This is a genomic window from Pedobacter sp. PLR (genome assembly GCF_026239675.1).
Classification (GTDB): Bacteria; Bacteroidota; Bacteroidia; order Sphingobacteriales; family Sphingobacteriaceae; genus Pedobacter.
The window spans coordinates 283,741-301,049 of record NZ_JAPIVQ010000001.1 but is presented as its reverse complement, the minus strand read 5'-3'; the positions used below and the strand labels follow the sequence as shown (position 1 = coordinate 301,049).

The 17,309-nt window shown below is 39.1% G+C and carries 17 protein-coding genes; 12 read left to right on the top strand and 5 right to left on the bottom strand.

Going from position 1 to position 17,309, the window contains the following annotated elements; translation table 11 throughout:
• Nucleotides 1–7 precede the first annotated feature (7 nt).
• From OQX61_RS01270 to OQX61_RS01260, 3 genes are all read left to right on the top strand, one after another.
• Entirely contained in the window at nucleotides 8–970 is a 963-nt protein-coding gene (locus tag OQX61_RS01270; protein WP_265839825.1) for a hypothetical protein, read from the top strand.
• A gap of 39 nt (nucleotides 971–1,009) precedes the next feature.
• Nucleotides 1,010–2,005, top strand: coding sequence for a TerC/Alx family metal homeostasis membrane protein (locus tag OQX61_RS01265; RefSeq protein WP_265839824.1), 996 nt, complete (start codon nucleotides 1,010–1,012; stop codon nucleotides 2,003–2,005).
• Nucleotides 2,006–2,220: 215 nt separating this feature from the next.
• Nucleotides 2,221–2,583, top strand: a complete 363-nt coding sequence (locus OQX61_RS01260; protein ID WP_265839823.1) for a hypothetical protein — start codon at nucleotides 2,221–2,223, stop codon at nucleotides 2,581–2,583.
• 34 nt (nucleotides 2,584–2,617) lie between these two features.
• Here the strand turns inward: OQX61_RS01260 and OQX61_RS01255 are convergent, their stop codons facing one another.
• From OQX61_RS01255 to OQX61_RS01235, 5 genes are all read right to left on the bottom strand, one after another.
• On the bottom strand, nucleotides 2,618–3,886 hold the full coding sequence (locus tag OQX61_RS01255; RefSeq protein WP_265839822.1) for a sialate O-acetylesterase: 1,269 nt from the start codon (nucleotides 3,884–3,886) through the stop codon (nucleotides 2,618–2,620).
• 111 nt (nucleotides 3,887–3,997) lie between these two features.
• Complete coding sequence (locus tag OQX61_RS01250; RefSeq protein WP_265839821.1) at nucleotides 3,998–5,326, bottom strand: DUF6089 family protein; 1,329 nt, start codon at nucleotides 5,324–5,326, stop codon at nucleotides 3,998–4,000.
• Nucleotides 5,327–5,526: 200 nt separating this feature from the next.
• Entirely contained in the window at nucleotides 5,527–6,915 is a 1,389-nt protein-coding gene (locus tag OQX61_RS01245; RefSeq protein WP_265839820.1) for an MBL fold metallo-hydrolase, read from the bottom strand.
• A gap of 36 nt (nucleotides 6,916–6,951) precedes the next feature.
• Entirely contained in the window at nucleotides 6,952–7,800 is an 849-nt protein-coding gene (locus tag OQX61_RS01240) for an SDR family oxidoreductase (protein WP_265839819.1), read from the bottom strand.
• Between the two features lie 67 nt (nucleotides 7,801–7,867).
• The gene (locus OQX61_RS01235) at nucleotides 7,868–8,074 is read right to left on the bottom strand and encodes a cold-shock protein (protein ID WP_062548063.1); all 207 of its coding nucleotides are present in this window, start codon (nucleotides 8,072–8,074) and stop codon (nucleotides 7,868–7,870) included.
• 290 nt (nucleotides 8,075–8,364) lie between these two features.
• Between OQX61_RS01235 and OQX61_RS01230 the strand changes: the two genes are divergently transcribed.
• The 9 genes from OQX61_RS01230 (at nucleotide 8,365) to OQX61_RS01190 (ending at nucleotide 17,297) form a co-directional block, all read left to right on the top strand.
• A complete protein-coding gene (locus tag OQX61_RS01230) occupies nucleotides 8,365–8,571 on the top strand; it encodes a hypothetical protein (RefSeq protein WP_265839818.1) in 207 nt (68 codons plus the stop codon).
• Between the two features lie 275 nt (nucleotides 8,572–8,846).
• Nucleotides 8,847–9,215, top strand: coding sequence for a hypothetical protein (locus OQX61_RS01225; protein WP_265839817.1), 369 nt, complete (start codon nucleotides 8,847–8,849; stop codon nucleotides 9,213–9,215).
• Nucleotides 9,216–9,304: 89 nt separating this feature from the next.
• On the top strand, nucleotides 9,305–9,808 hold the full coding sequence (locus OQX61_RS01220) for a response regulator (RefSeq protein WP_265839816.1): 504 nt from the start codon (nucleotides 9,305–9,307) through the stop codon (nucleotides 9,806–9,808).
• Nucleotides 9,808–10,884 (top strand): sugar transferase, encoded by a 1,077-nt coding sequence (locus OQX61_RS01215; protein WP_322973516.1) that lies wholly within the window; start codon nucleotides 9,808–9,810, stop codon nucleotides 10,882–10,884. Before OQX61_RS01220 ends, OQX61_RS01215 begins: the two co-directional genes overlap by 1 nt.
• 62 nt (nucleotides 10,885–10,946) lie before the next feature.
• Nucleotides 10,947–11,627 carry a TolC family protein gene (locus tag OQX61_RS01210; protein WP_265839815.1) on the top strand — a complete coding sequence of 227 codons (681 nt, stop codon included), beginning with the start codon at nucleotides 10,947–10,949 and terminating at the stop codon, nucleotides 11,625–11,627.
• 25 nt (nucleotides 11,628–11,652) lie between these two features.
• Nucleotides 11,653–13,803, top strand: a complete 2,151-nt coding sequence (locus OQX61_RS01205) for a Wzz/FepE/Etk N-terminal domain-containing protein (protein ID WP_265839814.1) — start codon at nucleotides 11,653–11,655, stop codon at nucleotides 13,801–13,803.
• Between the two features lie 89 nt (nucleotides 13,804–13,892).
• Nucleotides 13,893–15,317 (top strand): O-antigen ligase family protein, encoded by a 1,425-nt coding sequence (locus OQX61_RS01200; RefSeq protein ID WP_265839813.1) that lies wholly within the window; start codon nucleotides 13,893–13,895, stop codon nucleotides 15,315–15,317.
• Between the two features lie 94 nt (nucleotides 15,318–15,411).
• A complete protein-coding gene (locus OQX61_RS01195) occupies nucleotides 15,412–16,041 on the top strand; it encodes an acyltransferase (RefSeq protein ID WP_265839812.1) in 630 nt (209 codons plus the stop codon).
• 38 nt (nucleotides 16,042–16,079) lie between these two features.
• Entirely contained in the window at nucleotides 16,080–17,297 is a 1,218-nt protein-coding gene (locus OQX61_RS01190; protein WP_265839811.1) for a glycosyltransferase, read from the top strand.
• The last annotated feature ends 12 nt before the right edge of the window (nucleotides 17,298–17,309 follow it).

The window sequence follows — 17,309 nt, the reverse complement described above, 5'->3', positions numbered from 1 at the left end:
AAAATCGATGGATGACCGCCGTAATTATATTTTAAAAGAATCCCGCACAGAGATCAGCCGTTTACAGCTGCTCTCTGTGTTTTTTGAAGAAGAAGCGGTTTATAAAATTTACCTGCGCAGTCAGGTGATTCATCAGTTATTTGAGCAGAATGAAGAATTGGATATTGATAAACTGGAGCTTTTTCATGTCCAGTTTACCTCCAGTGTAATTGAGCTGCTAAGAAAAATTAAGAAAAATAATGAAAAGAATGTCAGCCTGATCTATGATGAAATAGAGCTGAATAAGGAGCTGATAGAGCGGATGAGTAATTCTGTCTTTACAGATCGGAATTTTAAGCTGGACAAACAGAAACAGGCCTTAAAGATCAATTTATCCTTAAGGAAGTTGTTTGAAGTGTTGTCGGAGCTAAGTACCGATTTTCCTTTTTCAAAAAACATCAATTCATTTAGCTCCAGGTATGCTAAAGATTTTTATTACAACATTACCCCTGATCAGTTAAGTGAACTGATTCAGTACGATCCGAAAGACGTGTATCTGAACATACATGCGACCATCGAAAAGAAATTAATGGGAACCCTTTGTAAGTATGATTTTAAAACGGAGTTCTTCTGCGGATTAAAGTCAGGACAAATGATCATTGAGGTCTATAAGTTTATAGAGGTCGACCGGTATTTCCTCTTTTTCCCCAACAGGAATCTCTTCCTGTTTTGTGATATGGAGGTCTTGAAGGATATGGACTGGACGAACAATCTGTCGGAAAAGGAAAAGATGATTCAGGAACTTTCTTATAAGAACGATAAGCTGGAAAGTAGTGCTGCGGCCCTTAAAACCTACATTCCCAAAGAGATTATCGATCTCCTCGAAGAGAATTACCTGAAGATTTCAGACCTGGATTTCCTGGAACATTTGAACAACTTCGATGTACAGGCTAATATTTTAAAAGCAATGCTTAAAACCGATCTTTTTTAGCATTTTTATCAAAGAAAAATTAAAACAATAAAGTAAAACATGGATAATAATTTGATTAATCATCCTGGTGTAATCATCGGGTTTGCAGTACTGGTCGTCGTGATGCTACTGCTGGATTTGGGCGTTTTTAATAAAAAGGTACATGCCGTAACCAGTAAGGAAGCTGCAATATGGTCTATAGTATGGATTACTTTGTCTATGGCATTTAGTGGCGTGATTTATGCGACCTCCGGATTTGAAAAATTCACACAATTTCAATCGGCTTACTGGATTGAGAAGGCATTATCAGTCGATAATCTCTTCGTCTTTATCCTGGTATTCGGATTCTTTAAAGTACCAAAGGAGTTACACCATAAAGTATTGTTCTGGGGTATTATCGGTGCGTTATTGTTCCGTGCTATCTTCATTTTTGCAGGCGTAGGACTGATTAACTTAACTTATCTGCCTGAAATGACCTTGTTTGGAGAAGTAATGAGAATCAATGTGATCTTGTTGATTTTTGGTATCTTCTTAATCTATGCAGGTATCAAATCATGGGTGTCAGAGGACGATGATGACGAAGAAAAAGACTTTAGCAAAAGTGCAGGTGCACGTTTGATTTACAAGTTCTTTAAAGTGAGCAAGGAATTTGATGGTGCGAAGTTTTTTACTGTAGAAAACGGCGTTAGAGTTGCTACACCTTTATTGGTAGTGGTTGCGGTAATTGAGTTTACGGATTTACTTTTCGCAGTAGATTCGATTCCTGCAATTTTTGCAATTGCTCCTGATGATCCGCTGATTTTATATACGTCTAACATTTTTGCGATCCTGGGCTTAAGAGCTCTGTATTTCCTGTTGGCGAATTTCATTCACATGTTCAGCTTGTTGAAATATGGTTTGGCCATTATCTTAGCCTTTATCGGGGTTAAAATGGTGATTGCACCGTTCTATCACATCTCTTCACCAGTATCATTGTCGATTGTTGCCGGTGTATTGATCCTGGCGGTGATTGCTTCAATCATTTTTGTGCCGAAAGAAAAAGAAGGAGCGGTATAATAGCTTCCCTGGAGTTCATCAAGACGCTCCGGATTAGTTGATTAGAAAAGGCCTGGGTTTTATAACTCAGGCCTTTTGTTGCTTAAAGCTTTTCTTTTATGCGGATAAATGGACTGGCTGGTTGGGCCAGCATTTTTGACTGGCGCAGATTAAAGCGCTTAAGCCTGCTGATAATTATGGTTTAAACCTTAATTTTAGCTCATAAATCAAGAATTATGCAATATTCTTTAACAATTAATCTTCCGGAAGACTTCCATACTTTGTATGCTGGTGATGCCGGAAAGGCGCTGCTCCAGCTGATGGATGCCCACAGAGAACCTTTGGCACTGATGATTCAGGGCTACCATTCCAGAGAAAAGGTACGTCATGTTAATTTCAGCGCAGGCAATCTGAAACTGGAAGCAACAGGGAAGGGGAGCCTCAGCGCAAGCTACCAGTTGGAAGAATTTAATGTTTGTAGTGCCATCGACCGTACGGATACCGAAAGCATGAAGTTGACATTCATGATTGATGAGGCTAGCCGAACGATGAAGGTATCAGGAGTGTTTATACCGGAACGCGAACCGGATTCTTTTTAAAGGTAAGCTAGTTGTTTTTACCGGCTTATCCTGTTTATTTTACCAATACGTCGAACTGGTAGCTCCAATTGTGTAATGGGTAGACCTTATTGGCGATTGTTGTGCTGAGTAGCTCACCCTGTGAATCGCGTAGGTTTCCTCTTGGGCCATATTTAGGACCACTTTTATCCTTAATACCATTTACGGCGTACCTTGTCTTTGCTCCCGAAGGAGATTTTTTACAATAAAGTTTCAGCACATTGTCCTTTAAGAATACCTTTTTCAGGATATTCGTGTTTGTGGAGTCAATGACGCTAAAGCCATGATTTGCCGCATACTTTACGGCGATCGTATCCAGCACCAATGGCGGTGTCGGGACATTAAATCTGACAAGCACCGTGTCGCCGGATATACTGAATCCAATAGGGTAGAGGCCTTTTGCAGGTTTTGAATCCAGGAGCCTGATGACTGATAATCCAGCCAGATAGCCCAGTCGCTTTTGTGAAATACCATCAATATGCACACGTTCCCCTACAAAAGAATAAGGATAGGTAGGGCCGCTTGGGATAAACAGGTCGTCCTCATTAATCAGTTCTAACTGTGCCTGGGGTATTTCGGTCTCCCTGCCGCTAAAATTATTTTCATTAAATTCTTTTGACAATGTTAAGCAATTGGTTTGATAGGTAATACAGACCACATCGGCGCGCTGTTTAGTAATGGCTTTGATATCTCTGTTCAGGTCTGTTTGAAACTGTTTCAGGTCTTTCTTGTAATTCCCGGATTTCTTCCATACGATATCATCTTCTCCTTGCATCCAGCAAAAAGCAGGGACTACAAAATCCCAGCCTTTATCTTTGGCTTTTTGATAAGAAACCTCTATTTCTTCTATAAATTTTTTATAAGCTTTGGTCCCCTTACTCATGTCAGCAATGCCGGTTGCACCTTGTCCCCCCGGGAAGGTGGAGATCAGGAGACTATCGCCATAGCCTTGTTCTTTGAGGTGTTTTGCTACAACTTCCGCCATGCCATATACAGAAAGCTCAAACGCCCGGTCATGGTCGTTCAGCATCTTTTTCATCCACTGTTTAAAATGGGTGTCCGAATAATACCCGAAATTTTCATCCAGATTTTCTGTGACTACCATATGATTTGTTTGCGTACCGAAGGTGTCAAAATCTGTAATTCTGATCGCTTCTTCTCCAAGTGCTAAACTTTGCCCATAAACTGGTATGGCCAATACCATTCTTTTTTTTTGAGGACTGGTACTGCAGGATACAAAGATCAGGCTTGCCAAAAGAAGAATTAAGGAGGAGCGTAGTTTCATAATTAGGGGCTATATGTTCAGATGTTCAGATGCGAAAATAGTCTTTTTATTTTTGCCCATAAAAAAAACCGGTAATTGCTTGCCGGTCTCCATTCTTATGAATTGATTAAACTAGTATAATGTAAATTCAACTCTACGGTTTTCCTGACGACCAGTAGCAGTTTTGTTGCTTGCAATTGGTTGGTTTGGACCGTAACCTACTGCTTCAATACGTGAAGGATTAGCTCCTTGTGATACTAAATAAGCTTTTACTGCTTCTGCTCTGTCTTTCGATAAACGTAAGTTTAAAGCCATAGAACCAGTGTTATCCGTATGACCAGCTAATTTAAGGCTGAAGTTCTTTTCTACTAAAAGTGCTGCAACACGATTTAAAGAAGCATAAGATTTATCACGGATGGTTGCTTTTCCTAAATCAAATTCTAAGTTTTTAATCGCTTCAGATACAACCTTACGGTCAGCTTCTGTGATGATTACTTTTTCTCTGATAATGGTAGCAGGAGCATTTAATGGACATCCTGAACCATCAACAACAACTCCTGAAGCTGTACCAGGACATTTGTCAAATTTGTTCGCTACACCGTCTTTATCATCATCACCCATTTCTTTAGCATACACTTCTCTATCTCTTTCGATCTTCTGCTCAGCTGTAGATAATGCATTTCTTAATGCGGCACTTTCTTCTGCGGTTTGGTTACGTAGGTTAGCCAATGAGCTGTAGTTTTGTAATTGTGGTTTTGATTTGCTACCCAATGCAAATTCGATACCCGCATGGCCGTAAGAGAATTTATCAAACTTACCAGTGTTGTAGCCATCAAATTCAGCTGTTTTTGTAAAGTTCACATCATAACCAAAGTCTAAATTAATGCCTTTAGCTATACCAAGTTTGAAACCTGCACCTACAGGGATAAAATATCCGTCCTTGTAGTGATTTTGTTGTGTAACAGTACCATCAGTAACTTCATTACCTGAAGACATATAACCCACACCACCTTTAACGTAAGGGATCAAAACTGCATTTTCGTTGTTGATGCTGATGTTAGCCAGGTTATAAACTGCTGTTAAAGCTGCCGACCATTCCAGGTGCGTCTCAAATGCATTGTTGTTACCCAGGTATTTTGGAGTACCAAGTTGGTTCAACGGTCCTGAGCCTTTTACTTTTCCGGCAAGGAAATCAGCCTGAAGGCCTAAAGCAGGAAGGATTTGTTTTTTGATGTATCCACCGTATCCTAATGCCTCTCTGGCAGTATTAAAATCACGATCGCTACCATTAAAAATAGTGTTTGAGCTAAGTATACCTGCATGACCACCAATTGACCAGGTGCGGAATTCTTTTTTCCCGAAGCGACCAGTTGCATCAGGGTTTGTATCTTGTGCGAATAATTGCGATGATGCACCCAATAGGGTCACTACCATTGCGGCTTTTGTAATTTTAGATTTCATATTCTTTTCAATTAGGTATTTGCGTTCTTCAATTGCTGAACTACAAACCCCCTTGAAATAATCTTGCCAAACACCTGTTAGCTCTTAAATATTCAGGAGTGAGCTAGTAATGAGTAGGTTATTGATTTGTTGAAATCGTATGAAATTTCCATCTAACGCGAACAACGCTCAGATTTTGTGTATAGTATTTAATACAAAAACTATAAATCGAAGGCTTCTCCCGGTTCTGGAATGCTGACTTTATAGTCGATTTCACGTAGTGCTTCCGCCAGACTTTGCAAGCTTTTATCCTCGCCATGCACCAGAAGTACCTGTTTTAGTTTTAAAGGATCTTGTTGTTTTACCGTGTTCACCAGGTCTTTATGATCACCGTGGCCGCTTAGAAGATCCGTTTTCTGAATGGTAGCATAGACCATTAAGTCCCGGTTTCTAAGTCTGACAATGGAATCTCCCCGAAGTAAACGGTGTCCCAGAGTGCCTTTTGAACAGTATCCGATAAATAGGATGGTGCAATAATAGTTCTGTATATTATAATATAGGTGATCTTGTATCCTTCCACCTTCCAGCATTCCTGCCGAAGAAATGATGATACAAGGCTCATGGTAATTCGAAATGGAAATACTTTCGCGTTTATCATGTACATAGGAGAGTCCCTCAAACTCAAACTGATCACCCTCCTGTTTGTAGAAATCCTGAGCCTCCTGATTTAACAAATGATAATGCTTGCGGTAAATGGTGGTCGCAGATTCGGCCAGTGGACTATCCACAAATATTTTAACATAAGGAAGTAAGCCCTTACTAAAGATTTGATTTAAGGCAAACACCAGTGACTGGGTTCTGCCGATACTAAAGGCCGGAATGATTAGTCTGCCCGGATTTTTGATACAGGATTCCTGAATAGTTTCGATTAGTTTCTGCTCCAGGCTCATCTCTGAGCTGTGTAGCCTTCCGCCATAAGTAGATTCGGAAACCAGATAGTCTACCTCAGGAATCGGTTCAGGATCTCCCAATACCGGATAGTTGCTGCGGCCAATATCACCGGTAAACGCAATCTTTTTAGTGATACCATGATCCTGTAAGGTTAAAACAACCGCTGCGGCACCCAGAAGGTGACCAACAGGAATGAATTCCAGGGAAACCTCCGGATTAATCCGGAATGTTTTATGGAAATTAACGGTTACAAACCTGTCCACAGTATCCATAACATGTTTGTGCAGGTAAAGTGGCTGCGGACCCGGGCCTCTTTTTCTACGCCCTTTACCTGGTTTGGTTTGTTTGCTGAGAAAAATGTTAACAGAATCGAGTAAAAGTAATTCTGTAAGATCGGCAGTAGGTGGGGTGCAGAGGATCTGCCCTTCAAAACCCATCCTGATTAAGGTAGGGAGATTTCCGGAATGATCAATATGTGCATGAGTAAGGATCACTACATCTATAGACGCAGGATCAAAAGGAAAGTACTGATTCTCTTCCTGGTAGGTGTCTTTCTCATAATCCAGACCACAGTCTACGAGTATTTTGTAATCCGCTAATTCCAGCAGATGCATGCTCCCTGTTACCTGTCTTGCTGCTCCCCAAATGGTCAATTTCATATTTCCGCTATTCCTTAAATGCAGCAATATATCAATTTATAAGCTATCAGTGTCCATCCATTTTGAAAAATCAGCGATCCGGTATTCATAATTGAAAGCAGAATTGGCCGGTAAACCGGAAATAATTTTCCATTTTAACAGCTCATCGTTGAAGGATGGTAAAGGAAGTTGAGATTGCCGCGCTGCTTTGACGTAGAATTCCTGTTTGCTGGGGTGGTCTGGACTACATACATTGTAAATAACACCGAAGGCAGCCTGGTGGATGAGCGCCAGGGTAAATTCGACACAGTCTTCCTGGTGGACCAGATTAACCGGAGCCTGCCCGTTAGGGATGTCTTGCTTTCCGGCAAAGAACCTTCCTGGATTTCTTCCCGGTCCGATGAGTCCGGCAAAACGGAGGATGGTTGTCGAAAAGGAAGTGTTGGCAGATAATAATTGCTCTGTTTCCAGCATTGCTTTCCCTGATGCAGTATCAGGTAGTGGCTGGCTGGCTGCGGTGATTTCAGCATTAGACTCCCCATAGACTGCTGTGGAGCTGATAAAAATCACCTGTGGAACTTTTGCTGCTTGCGCAAGGCTAGAGATCTTTTGGATTTTTCCTGAAAAAGTAGACTGTTCCGAGCTGCTTCTTTTCGGAGGTATAGCAATGACTAAGATGTCTGTGTTAAAAAAATCGGGATCATTCTTTATTTCCTGCTCCTGAAAATTAAGTAGAAAGGCCTGGATGCCCAGGGAAGAAAGAATTTCGACTTTCTCCGGACTGGTGGTAGAGCCTTTCACCGCATATCCTGCGGCCAGAAGGCGTTTGGCCAGTGCCAATCCATACCAGCCACAGCCAAGAATGCTGATGGTCTGTTTTTTTATAGCTGTTGACTTGTTTAGCATGGTCTGTTATAAATAAAAAAAGGGGTGATGCCTGAGCATACCCCCCTTTATAAAATGAATGTAAAGACTAAAGAACGGTTACGTTAGAAGCCTCAGGACCTTTTTTTCCTTCATTCAATTCGAATTCTACGCTGTCTCCTTCATTCAATTCTCTGAATGAATCTCCTGCAATCGCAGAAAAATGTACGAAAATATCTTTTCCTCCATCTTCTGGAGTTATAAATCCAAACCCTTTTGCAGAATTAAACCATTTAACTTTTCCTGTTGTACGCATATTCTTATATATATATTTCGAGGTGAAAATAATGAATTGAACATTAATATCAAAATCTTAAAATGAGGGTGGAGGATATTTTAAATTCAGGAAATTTTATTTTGTTAAAACCTATATCAGCGCTGCTTGTTAATTTATCCGGACTAATATCTACTTTAGGTATGTTTTAGCTGGATTCCAGAGCAATAGGATTGCTTGTATGAACATGCTTATATTCCATCAGGTAGGAGCTGAATTTTTAACAGGACAGGTCTGCTGGAAAATTAAAGAATAATATAAACGATATCAGGATGAATTACAGGAAAAACAAGCTTAGCAACAGAATTTATGAAGAAAAGAACAACCTTGGACTGGATGCCGATGGCTCTTCCGAGGATTTTTCGTTTAACAGCTATCTGAATAGCGACCATGAACGGGTTTCGGGGAATCCCGATGGTGAAAATGACCTCAGATATCCGAATACCCCTCCTGAACCAAGTCCGCTGATGGACAAATAAAATGGTTCAAAATACGCTTTACAGGCTAATTTAGCGGTGTAACACCTATTATTTTAGGGTGATAAGTTGTAGAAAAATGCCCACAATGGGGTCTTTATTGGGAAAATAAACCACCTATAATTGATGTTTATGAAATCATCAATTATATTTTTAATATCGAAAATAGCGCTCAGTTAGCTTGCATCTAAGTTTATTGCTTTATTTTCAGGTTGATTCTGCCAAAATAAAGGCCTGGCTTGGTTTTTTCCTTTAATATTTCATTAAACTACAGGAAAATGAGGGCATTATATCCATTATTGTTATTCGTTGTTGTGTTACTGGGCAGCTGTAAAAAGGAGGCTTTAGATAGTGATGCCCCTGAAGTTTTAAAAAATGCAGGGCTTTTAAGAGTTGAATGTAATAAATGTGTGATAAACTATCAGGTTAATAATAAGGATTACCAGGTGAGGATCGACAGGGGAAGTAATGATATTGCTTTTTTTTATGCGGATGGCTTTAATCTGATCACAAAAGTACTTTCAAAAGAGGAGCAAAAAATCAGACTTTTAGTGATGGATTCTTTTGGTAGAGTAGTGTCTAATGAGTTGAAAGACTGGACCGAAGGGGAAAGTCGTACGCAGACGTTTGTGATCAAAATAAAATAATTGAGCTGATGGGAAATGCAGAGTATAGTAATTCCTGCTTTTTTTAAATCAAAGAAAGTTTAATTAAAGTTTTAACTAGAAAAAGCATTATGTTTACAGATAAAATCAGTAACAACAACAGTACACCCAGGTCTCCTGAAACAGATCATTCTCCATATTTGGATAAATTTTTGTTATGGAGTTCAGGTAAGACGCACACGAAAGAATACATGGAAAGTAAAACCGCTCACAAGAGAAGTATATTAATTGTTGATGATGAACTTAGTATTCTCAAGTTGTTGAGTTTTATCTTAGCCGCAGATTATGATTTAATCATCAAAAAGAGTGGAATAGAGGCGATTGCATGGTTGGAAGAAGGGAATGATCCTGATTTGATTATCTCTGATTTGATGATGCCTTACTTTGATGGTAGCTCCTTAATCAGAAATTTGAAAATCAGTGGCTTCTACAGAAATACCCCGGTGATCCTGTTGTCTGGTGCTGAAGATCTTGCTGAAAAAGTAAAAAATATGCCGTTTAAGATAGACAGTTATATGGAAAAACCTTTTAATCCGGCTACATTAAAAACTCAAATTGCTCAACTTATCGTATAATGAATACCTCTACAATTAATCGTCCTCAGATAAATGCTAAGATTGTGCATTTTGGGAAACTCCTTAAAAGTGTGATTTCTGAGGAGTTTGATGCCAATGTGGAGCAAATGGAGGATCCTGAAGATTTTAAAAGATACCTGGATCAACAATCTCTGTTGACTTTACCTGATATTATTTTAATTGAAGTAGACGACAATAAGAATTGCTTTGATCAGATCAGAGAAATTAAGAAAAACCCATTACTTCAGGGATTGATAATTGTCCTTCTTGGTATTAAAGAAGATAAGAAATGGAGAATGAAAGCCCTGGAGCTAAAGGTGAACGATTATTACACCTATCCATTTCCTTTAGAAGATTTCTGTGAAAGACTTAATTTTTTAGTTAAATTTAAGTTAATCAAACCCAAGCTGATGGAACTTGCCCAACAGGTAGAAGTAGAATACCAAACACCCTTCGCTAAACGCGCGTTTGACCTGATTGCATCAGGTATGGCCCTATTGGCTTTATTTCCTTTGTTTATTATCGTGGCCATTTTAGTCCGCCTGGAATCTAAAGGACCGGTAATTTATAAGAGTAAAAGGGTAGGCGCAGGTTATCGCATTTTTGATTTTTATAAGTTCAGATCAATGAGAAGTGATGCAGATAAGATGCTCGACTCTATCGCTGATCTGAATCAGTATGCTAATGAATCTGATAAAAAGAATAGTAAAGCCGCTTTTGTGAAATTTAAAGACGACCCTAGAATTACCAAACTAGGGGCTTTTTTAAGGAAAACAAGTATCGACGAGCTGCCACAGCTGATCAATGTTTTCATTGGAGATATGTCGTTGGTAGGCAATCGCCCACTGCCACTGTATGAAGCAGAACAACTGACAACTAATGAATGGTCTACCCGGTTTTTGGGTCCGGCAGGTTTAACCGGCCTATGGCAAATCAGTAAAAGAGGGAAGAAAGATATGTCTGAAACTGAACGTAAAGAGTTGGACAACTTTTATGCAGACAATTATTCGATCTTACTAGACCTGAAAATTATATTGAAAACGATTCCTGCACTGATTCAAAAAGAAGAAGTATAGCCTGAAATTAACCTGATTAAAAAAATAAACGCTTAGAATAACCCTATTAACCACCTCAAATCATGAAAAATCTATTTAAAATGGCATTAATTGTATTAATGTTCTTAAGCCTGGATACGTATGCCCAGGAATCAATCATCGGAGATATTAAGTACGCTGATCTGGAGAAATACATTTCATTGGCTAAGCAAAATTACCCAAGAAGGAAAGCGTTAAATGAAACGGTTACTAAAGCAAAAGCAGAAATTCCAATCACATCACTTTCTTATCTGGATATATTCAATGGGTCCTATTTCTATAGACCTCAGGATAAAACAGTATTAGATCCGATTAATCCATATAATGTAAATGGATTCCAGTTTGGAATAAACCTTAACCTTGGCAACTTTCTTCAAAAACCATTTAACGCAAAAAAGGCTAAATCTGATTTAAAAATCGCTCAGTATCAGGCTGAAGAATATGAACTTGCAATTGAAGTAGAAGTGAAACGTAGATATTACGCTTATATTCAGCAGCTTAGTCAGTTGAAGATAAATACACAAAGTGTACAAGACAATAAAAATGTGGCGGATAACTTAAAATACAAGTTTGAGAAGGGTGAAATTTCATTAGATATCTACAACCAATCCAGAATTAACTTATCGACCTCATTAACCTCTAAGATCCAATCTGAAGTAAGTCTTCTGTCCGCAAAAGATTCATTGGAAGAGATTATTGGTGTGAAATTATCAGAAGTTAAATAACTATATTTATTATTATTTTACCTCAATGGATTTTAAGGATTTTTCAAAACATTTAAACCGATACAAGTGGCTTGTAATCATCGTGCCTGTTGTTGCTGTGGCAATAACATACTTTATGGTGAAAAATATGCCCAATGAATACAGTTCAGAAGCGCAGATTTCAACAGGGTTGGTAGATCAATCAAAGCAAGTCTATACGGAAGCCGGACAGGGGAGGGATTACTACCAAACCAGTCAGCAGTTCGCCAATATTATGGAGAAGATGAAAATGAAAAAAATCATGAGTATTCTTTCTTATAATTTGATCCTGCATGATTTAGAAAGTCCTGAGAATTCATTTAAGAAATACAGCCAGAAGATTGATTCTTTATCAGCTCCTCAAAAAAAGGAATTGATTGAGCTTGTGAAGAGTAAGCTCGAAAAGAAAAGTGTCTTAACTGTTGCTGATAATAAAGAGAAGTATCCGCTTTATAATATTGTGGCCTCAATGGGGTATGATGAAAAATCGCTGGATAAAAAACTGAGTATCAGCCATGGTGATGGCAGTGATTTCATCACGGTAAAATACCTTTCTGAGAATCCTGAACTTTCTGCTTATGTAGTGAATACGCTGGCAAAGGAATTCATTTCAAACTATACACTTGATGTAAATTTCAATCAGAATAACTCTATCGTTATGCTGGATTCCTTGCTGCGTAAGAAGGAAGATGTGATGAATCAGAAAAACGAGGCTTTGAGGAATTTCAAGATGGCCAATGGCGTCCTGAATCTGGATAAGCAAAGTGAAATTGTTTACAGTCAGATTTCTCAGAATGAAGAGTTAAAAGCTCAGGCAGTGAGGTCTATACAGTCAAATCAAGGTGCTATAGCGGCAATTGAAGCAAAGCTAAGAGGTAGTGATCCATACGTAGGTGGAAGTGTCATTTCAGATAACAGAGATATTGTAAACATTAAGAACCAGCTTAAAATTGCGAACGACCGTTATATTGATGGTGGTTTTAAAGTTTCTGATAAGCGTAAAATTGATTCACTCAGTAATATACTGAGTAACATGACCGCGCGTAATTCAGACAATAACATCACAGATCCAACGGTTTCAAAACAAAATCTGATACAACAAAGAGCAGCATTACAAATTGCCACCGACCAGGCCAGAAGTAGCATTGCTTCTATCGATAGAGAATTGTCGATGTTGAGGGGGAAATACAACAAAATGGTACCTTTTGATGCTGGAATTCAAAACTATGAGCGGGATGCTGATCTGGCTACCAAGGATTATATGGAAGCTTTGAATCGCTATAATCAGACCAGAACGGAACAGAATATCGGCTTAAAGTTAAATATTGCTCAGTACGGACTTATAGGTACTCCTGAACCTTCAAAGGCCATTATCTATCTTGCCCTTTCAGGAATTGGAAGTTTCTCGCTTTGCTTTATGGCAGTAGTAGGGCTTTTCTTTCTGGACAATAGTATTTACACGCCTAAGCAACTGGAACAAGTGAGTGGCTTACCGGTAATTGGAAACCTGACTTTAGTAGATGTGCAAGGCAAGTCTATCAAAAGCATCTGGAATGATGCCAATAACCCGGATTATATTGCTTATAAGAATTTACTGAGGTCCATCAGGTTGGAGATTTCTAACCACATGGAAGCCGATGATAGTAAAATTCTGGGCATTACCAGCCTCGGAGAAGGTGAAGGGAAGTCTTTCCTGGCTTCCAGTCTGGCACAGGCATTTGCCATGACCGGAAAGAAAATTCTCTTGATTGGTGGCGAAAACCATACTCCGGAAGCAAGTAATACGAAAGAACTGGTGACCAGAGAAAATTTTGAGACCTTCCTGGTTAAAAAAGAAATCCGTACAGATGACCTCATCACCGTATTGAATAAAAACAATGACAATACTTCTCTATTAGAGTTACAAAGCAATAAAAGTCTGAAAGCAGGTTTTGATGTTTTAAGAGAGGAATTTGACCTGATTATCATTGATGTCAATAGCATGAGAGATCTTAATATCGCTAAGGAATGGTTGATGTTTACAGAAAAAAGTCTGATTGTTTTTGAAGTAGGAGGAGTGATCTCGGATACAGACAGAGATGCACTTAATTATTTGAAGGAACAACCTGGTTTGTTAGGATGGGTTCTGAACAAAATTCGGACGAACAGTAAAAACTAAAATTTAGTTTTAGAGTTCTATCTTTAATGAACAGATTTTTTAAAAGATTTTAAATGCACAGCACTCCAGGGTTTAAACAGCGCAGTAAATTGAATATTACAATTATCTCTCTTGTAATACTCATTTGTCTCTGTACCTCTCTATTTGTGGTGGATTTAGGGATTTTAGCACCAGTTTTAGTCATCGCGATTTCTTGTGGGATCGCCCTGCAGATTTGCTTTATTCAGGAACCTAAAACGATCATCTGGCTGATGATCTTTTATGTCTTTACCTTCGGCATCTTAGGTAGGGAGATAGGAGGTTTTCCTTATGGAACGCTACAGGAAGTGATTCTTTTAATGGGATGGCTTACTGTGATCTTTACCGCAAACAGATATGACTGGAAAGTCCTTAATAATGACTTTGTCTGGCTACTAACGATCTGGCTGATTGTGAGTGTGCTGGAAGTTGCAAATCCTGCAGGAGCCAGCCCTCAGGGATGGCTACAAGAGATTAGAGCAGCAGCCTTCTATCCTTTTCTAATTGTTCCCCTCGGTTTTCTTTTATTGAAAAAGAACAAAGACTTAAATACCTTTTTGTATTTGATCATCGGCCTGTCCTTATTGGCCTCATTTAATGGTTTAAAACAAATGTATATAGGCTTGTCTCCGGGAGAACAAAAGTTTTTGGATGAAGGAGCTTCGAATACCCACCTCATCTGGGGAAGATTAAGGGTATTCTCTTTTTATAGTGATGCTGGGCAATTTGGAGCATCCCAGGCACACATTGCATTAATCGCGTTAATTCTTGCCTTGGGGCCGTTTAAATGGTGGAAGAGAGCCCTGTTGCTTATCGCATCCATGATTATGGTTTATGGGATGATGATTTCAGGAACAAGGGGGGCTTTATTTGCACTGATCATCGGGCTGATGTTGGCCCTGATACTAAGCAAAAAATTTAAAGTCATGATTGTTGGCGGATTGATAGCACTTTCTTTTATCGGCTTTTTGAAATTCACCAATATCGGTAATGGAAATTATCAGATCCTTAGATTGAGGTCTGCCCTGGACTCAAAAGATGCTTCGTTGAACGTTAGATTGATAAATCAAAAGATTTTACGGGATTATCTGCATAGCAGACCTTTCGGTGGTGGACTAGGTGTAATCGGTGTCTGGGGAGAAACTTATAACAAAGATAAATTCCTTTCGACTGTACAACCTGATAGTTATTGGGTAAAAGTCTGGGCAATGTATGGAATTGTAGGCTTCATTTTATGGTTCTGTATCATGATGTATATTCTCGGAAAGTGTTGTGGTATTGTCTGGAAGACGGAGGACCAGGGCTTGAGAATAAAGACAATGGCATTGACCTCGGGCTATGCGGGTATTTTGTTCTGTAGCTATGCGAATGAGGTCATCAATACAGCACCTTCCTCTTTCGTAGTCTACATTTCCTGGGTCCTCGTGTTTATCAGCCCTAAAATCGAAGAAGAAATAAGAAGTCAGCATAATAGAAGTTTAAAACCAAAAATATAATGCCATTCGAAATATTCGCTATCCCGGCTTTGATCTGCTTCTTGATTGGGTTTTTCAAAGGAAAAAAGAAAAATGAAAACTAATTTCAGTATTGATGTCTATAGTTGAAAAGATTAAATCTAATCCTGCATTAAAGAAGCTTGCGCTGAAGTTGATGATCCCTGCCAATGAACATCGTCCGAGACTTTGGGTGAGTTGGTTAGTGAATCCTTTTGTACATAAGAAAGGAAAGGGCTCTATCATCAGGAGCAGAACGCGTATGGATGTATTTCCTTACAATCGATTTACAATGGGCGTTAAGTCTGTCATCGAGGATTTTGCTACCATTAACAATGGGGTGGGTGATGTGATTATTGGTAATCAAACGATAGTAGGAATTGGGAACGTGATTATAGGCCCGGTAACGATCGGAAATGAGGTGATGCTGGCACAAAATATTGTGATTTCTGCATTGAATCATGGTTATGAAGATGTTGAAATCTCCCCAAGAAGACAAAAGGAAAGTTGTAAGCAGATCACCATTGAGGATGATGTGTGGGTCGGTTCTAATTCAGTAATAACCGCTGGTGTTACGCTGGGGAAACATTGTATCATTGGCGCCGGAAGTATAGTCACCAAAGATGTTCCTCCATTTAGCGTAGCTGTAGGTAATCCGGCAAAAGTGATCAAACAATATAATCCAGCATCCGGGATTTGGGAGCGGATTAATGCTGCCGGGAATTAGATGATAATAGAAAGCGTTGAGAAATTTAATCTGTCTGCATGAGTAATATGATCAGGAATAGGGATATTGTAGTAATTGGACAACAGCCCTGGGATACGGAGATCGGGAGTAATTGTAAGAATATCGCATTGGAGTTTAGTAAAAATAATCGGGTACTATATATCAATTCCCCCTTAGACCGGATTACCCTGTACAGAAATAAAAAAGACCCTAAAATCAAAAAAAGGTTGGATATCATTCAGGGAAAAGAAGAAAACCTGATTCTGATTAAAGATAACCTGTGGAATTTCTATCCGGATTGTATGGTAGAATCTATCAACTGGATTGGGAGCACTAAAGTCTTTAATTTCCTGAATTTACGAAATAATAAAATCCTGTCGAGGTCAATTTTACCTGCTTTGGAACAACTAAAGTTTAAGGATATCATCCTTTTTAATGATAATGAGATGTTTAAGGGGTTCTTTCTCAATAAGCTCTTAAAACCTGCGCTAAGCATTTATTACTCCAGAGATTATATGGTGGCCGTAGATTATTGGAAAAAACATGGTCTGGAGCTGGAGCCAAAACTGATTGCCGGCAATGACCTTTGTGTGGCCAATTCTACTTTCCTTGCAGATTATTGTAAACAATTTAATCCCCATTCTTATTATGTGGGACAAGGTTGCGATCTGGATGTTTTTATAGAAGATGCTGAGAAGGAAGCTCCTGCTGATATAAGAGCACTAAATGGACCTGTGATTGGTTATGTGGGTGCTTTACAGAGCATTCGTTTAGATGTAGAAATTATTTCGCATTTGGCATTGGCCAAACCCGAATGGAATATTGTGTTGGTTGGACCTGAGGATGAGGTGTTTAAAAGCAGTTTGCTCCATGGGATTCCTAATGTCATTTTTACCGGAATTAAGCCTATTGCCGATTTGCCGGATTATATCAATGCTTTTGACGTTTGTATCAATCCACAATTGGTGAATGAAGTGACCATCGGGAATTACCCGAGAAAAATAGATGAATACCTTGCCATGGGTAAACCGGTAGTGGCTACCGCTACAAAAGCGATGGAAACTTTTAGTGATTTCGTTTATCTTGCGGAGTCAAAAGAAGATTATGTTAGCCTGGTTGCACTTGCACTGGAAAATGATCAGGTGGAGCTACATCACGCAAGAAGGGGTTTTGCACTGGAACATACCTGGGAAAATAGTGTAGCAGAAATTTATAATGCAATAGGGTCGGTTCAAAAGGAGCGGTCTACGAAATAAACAGTCTACGAA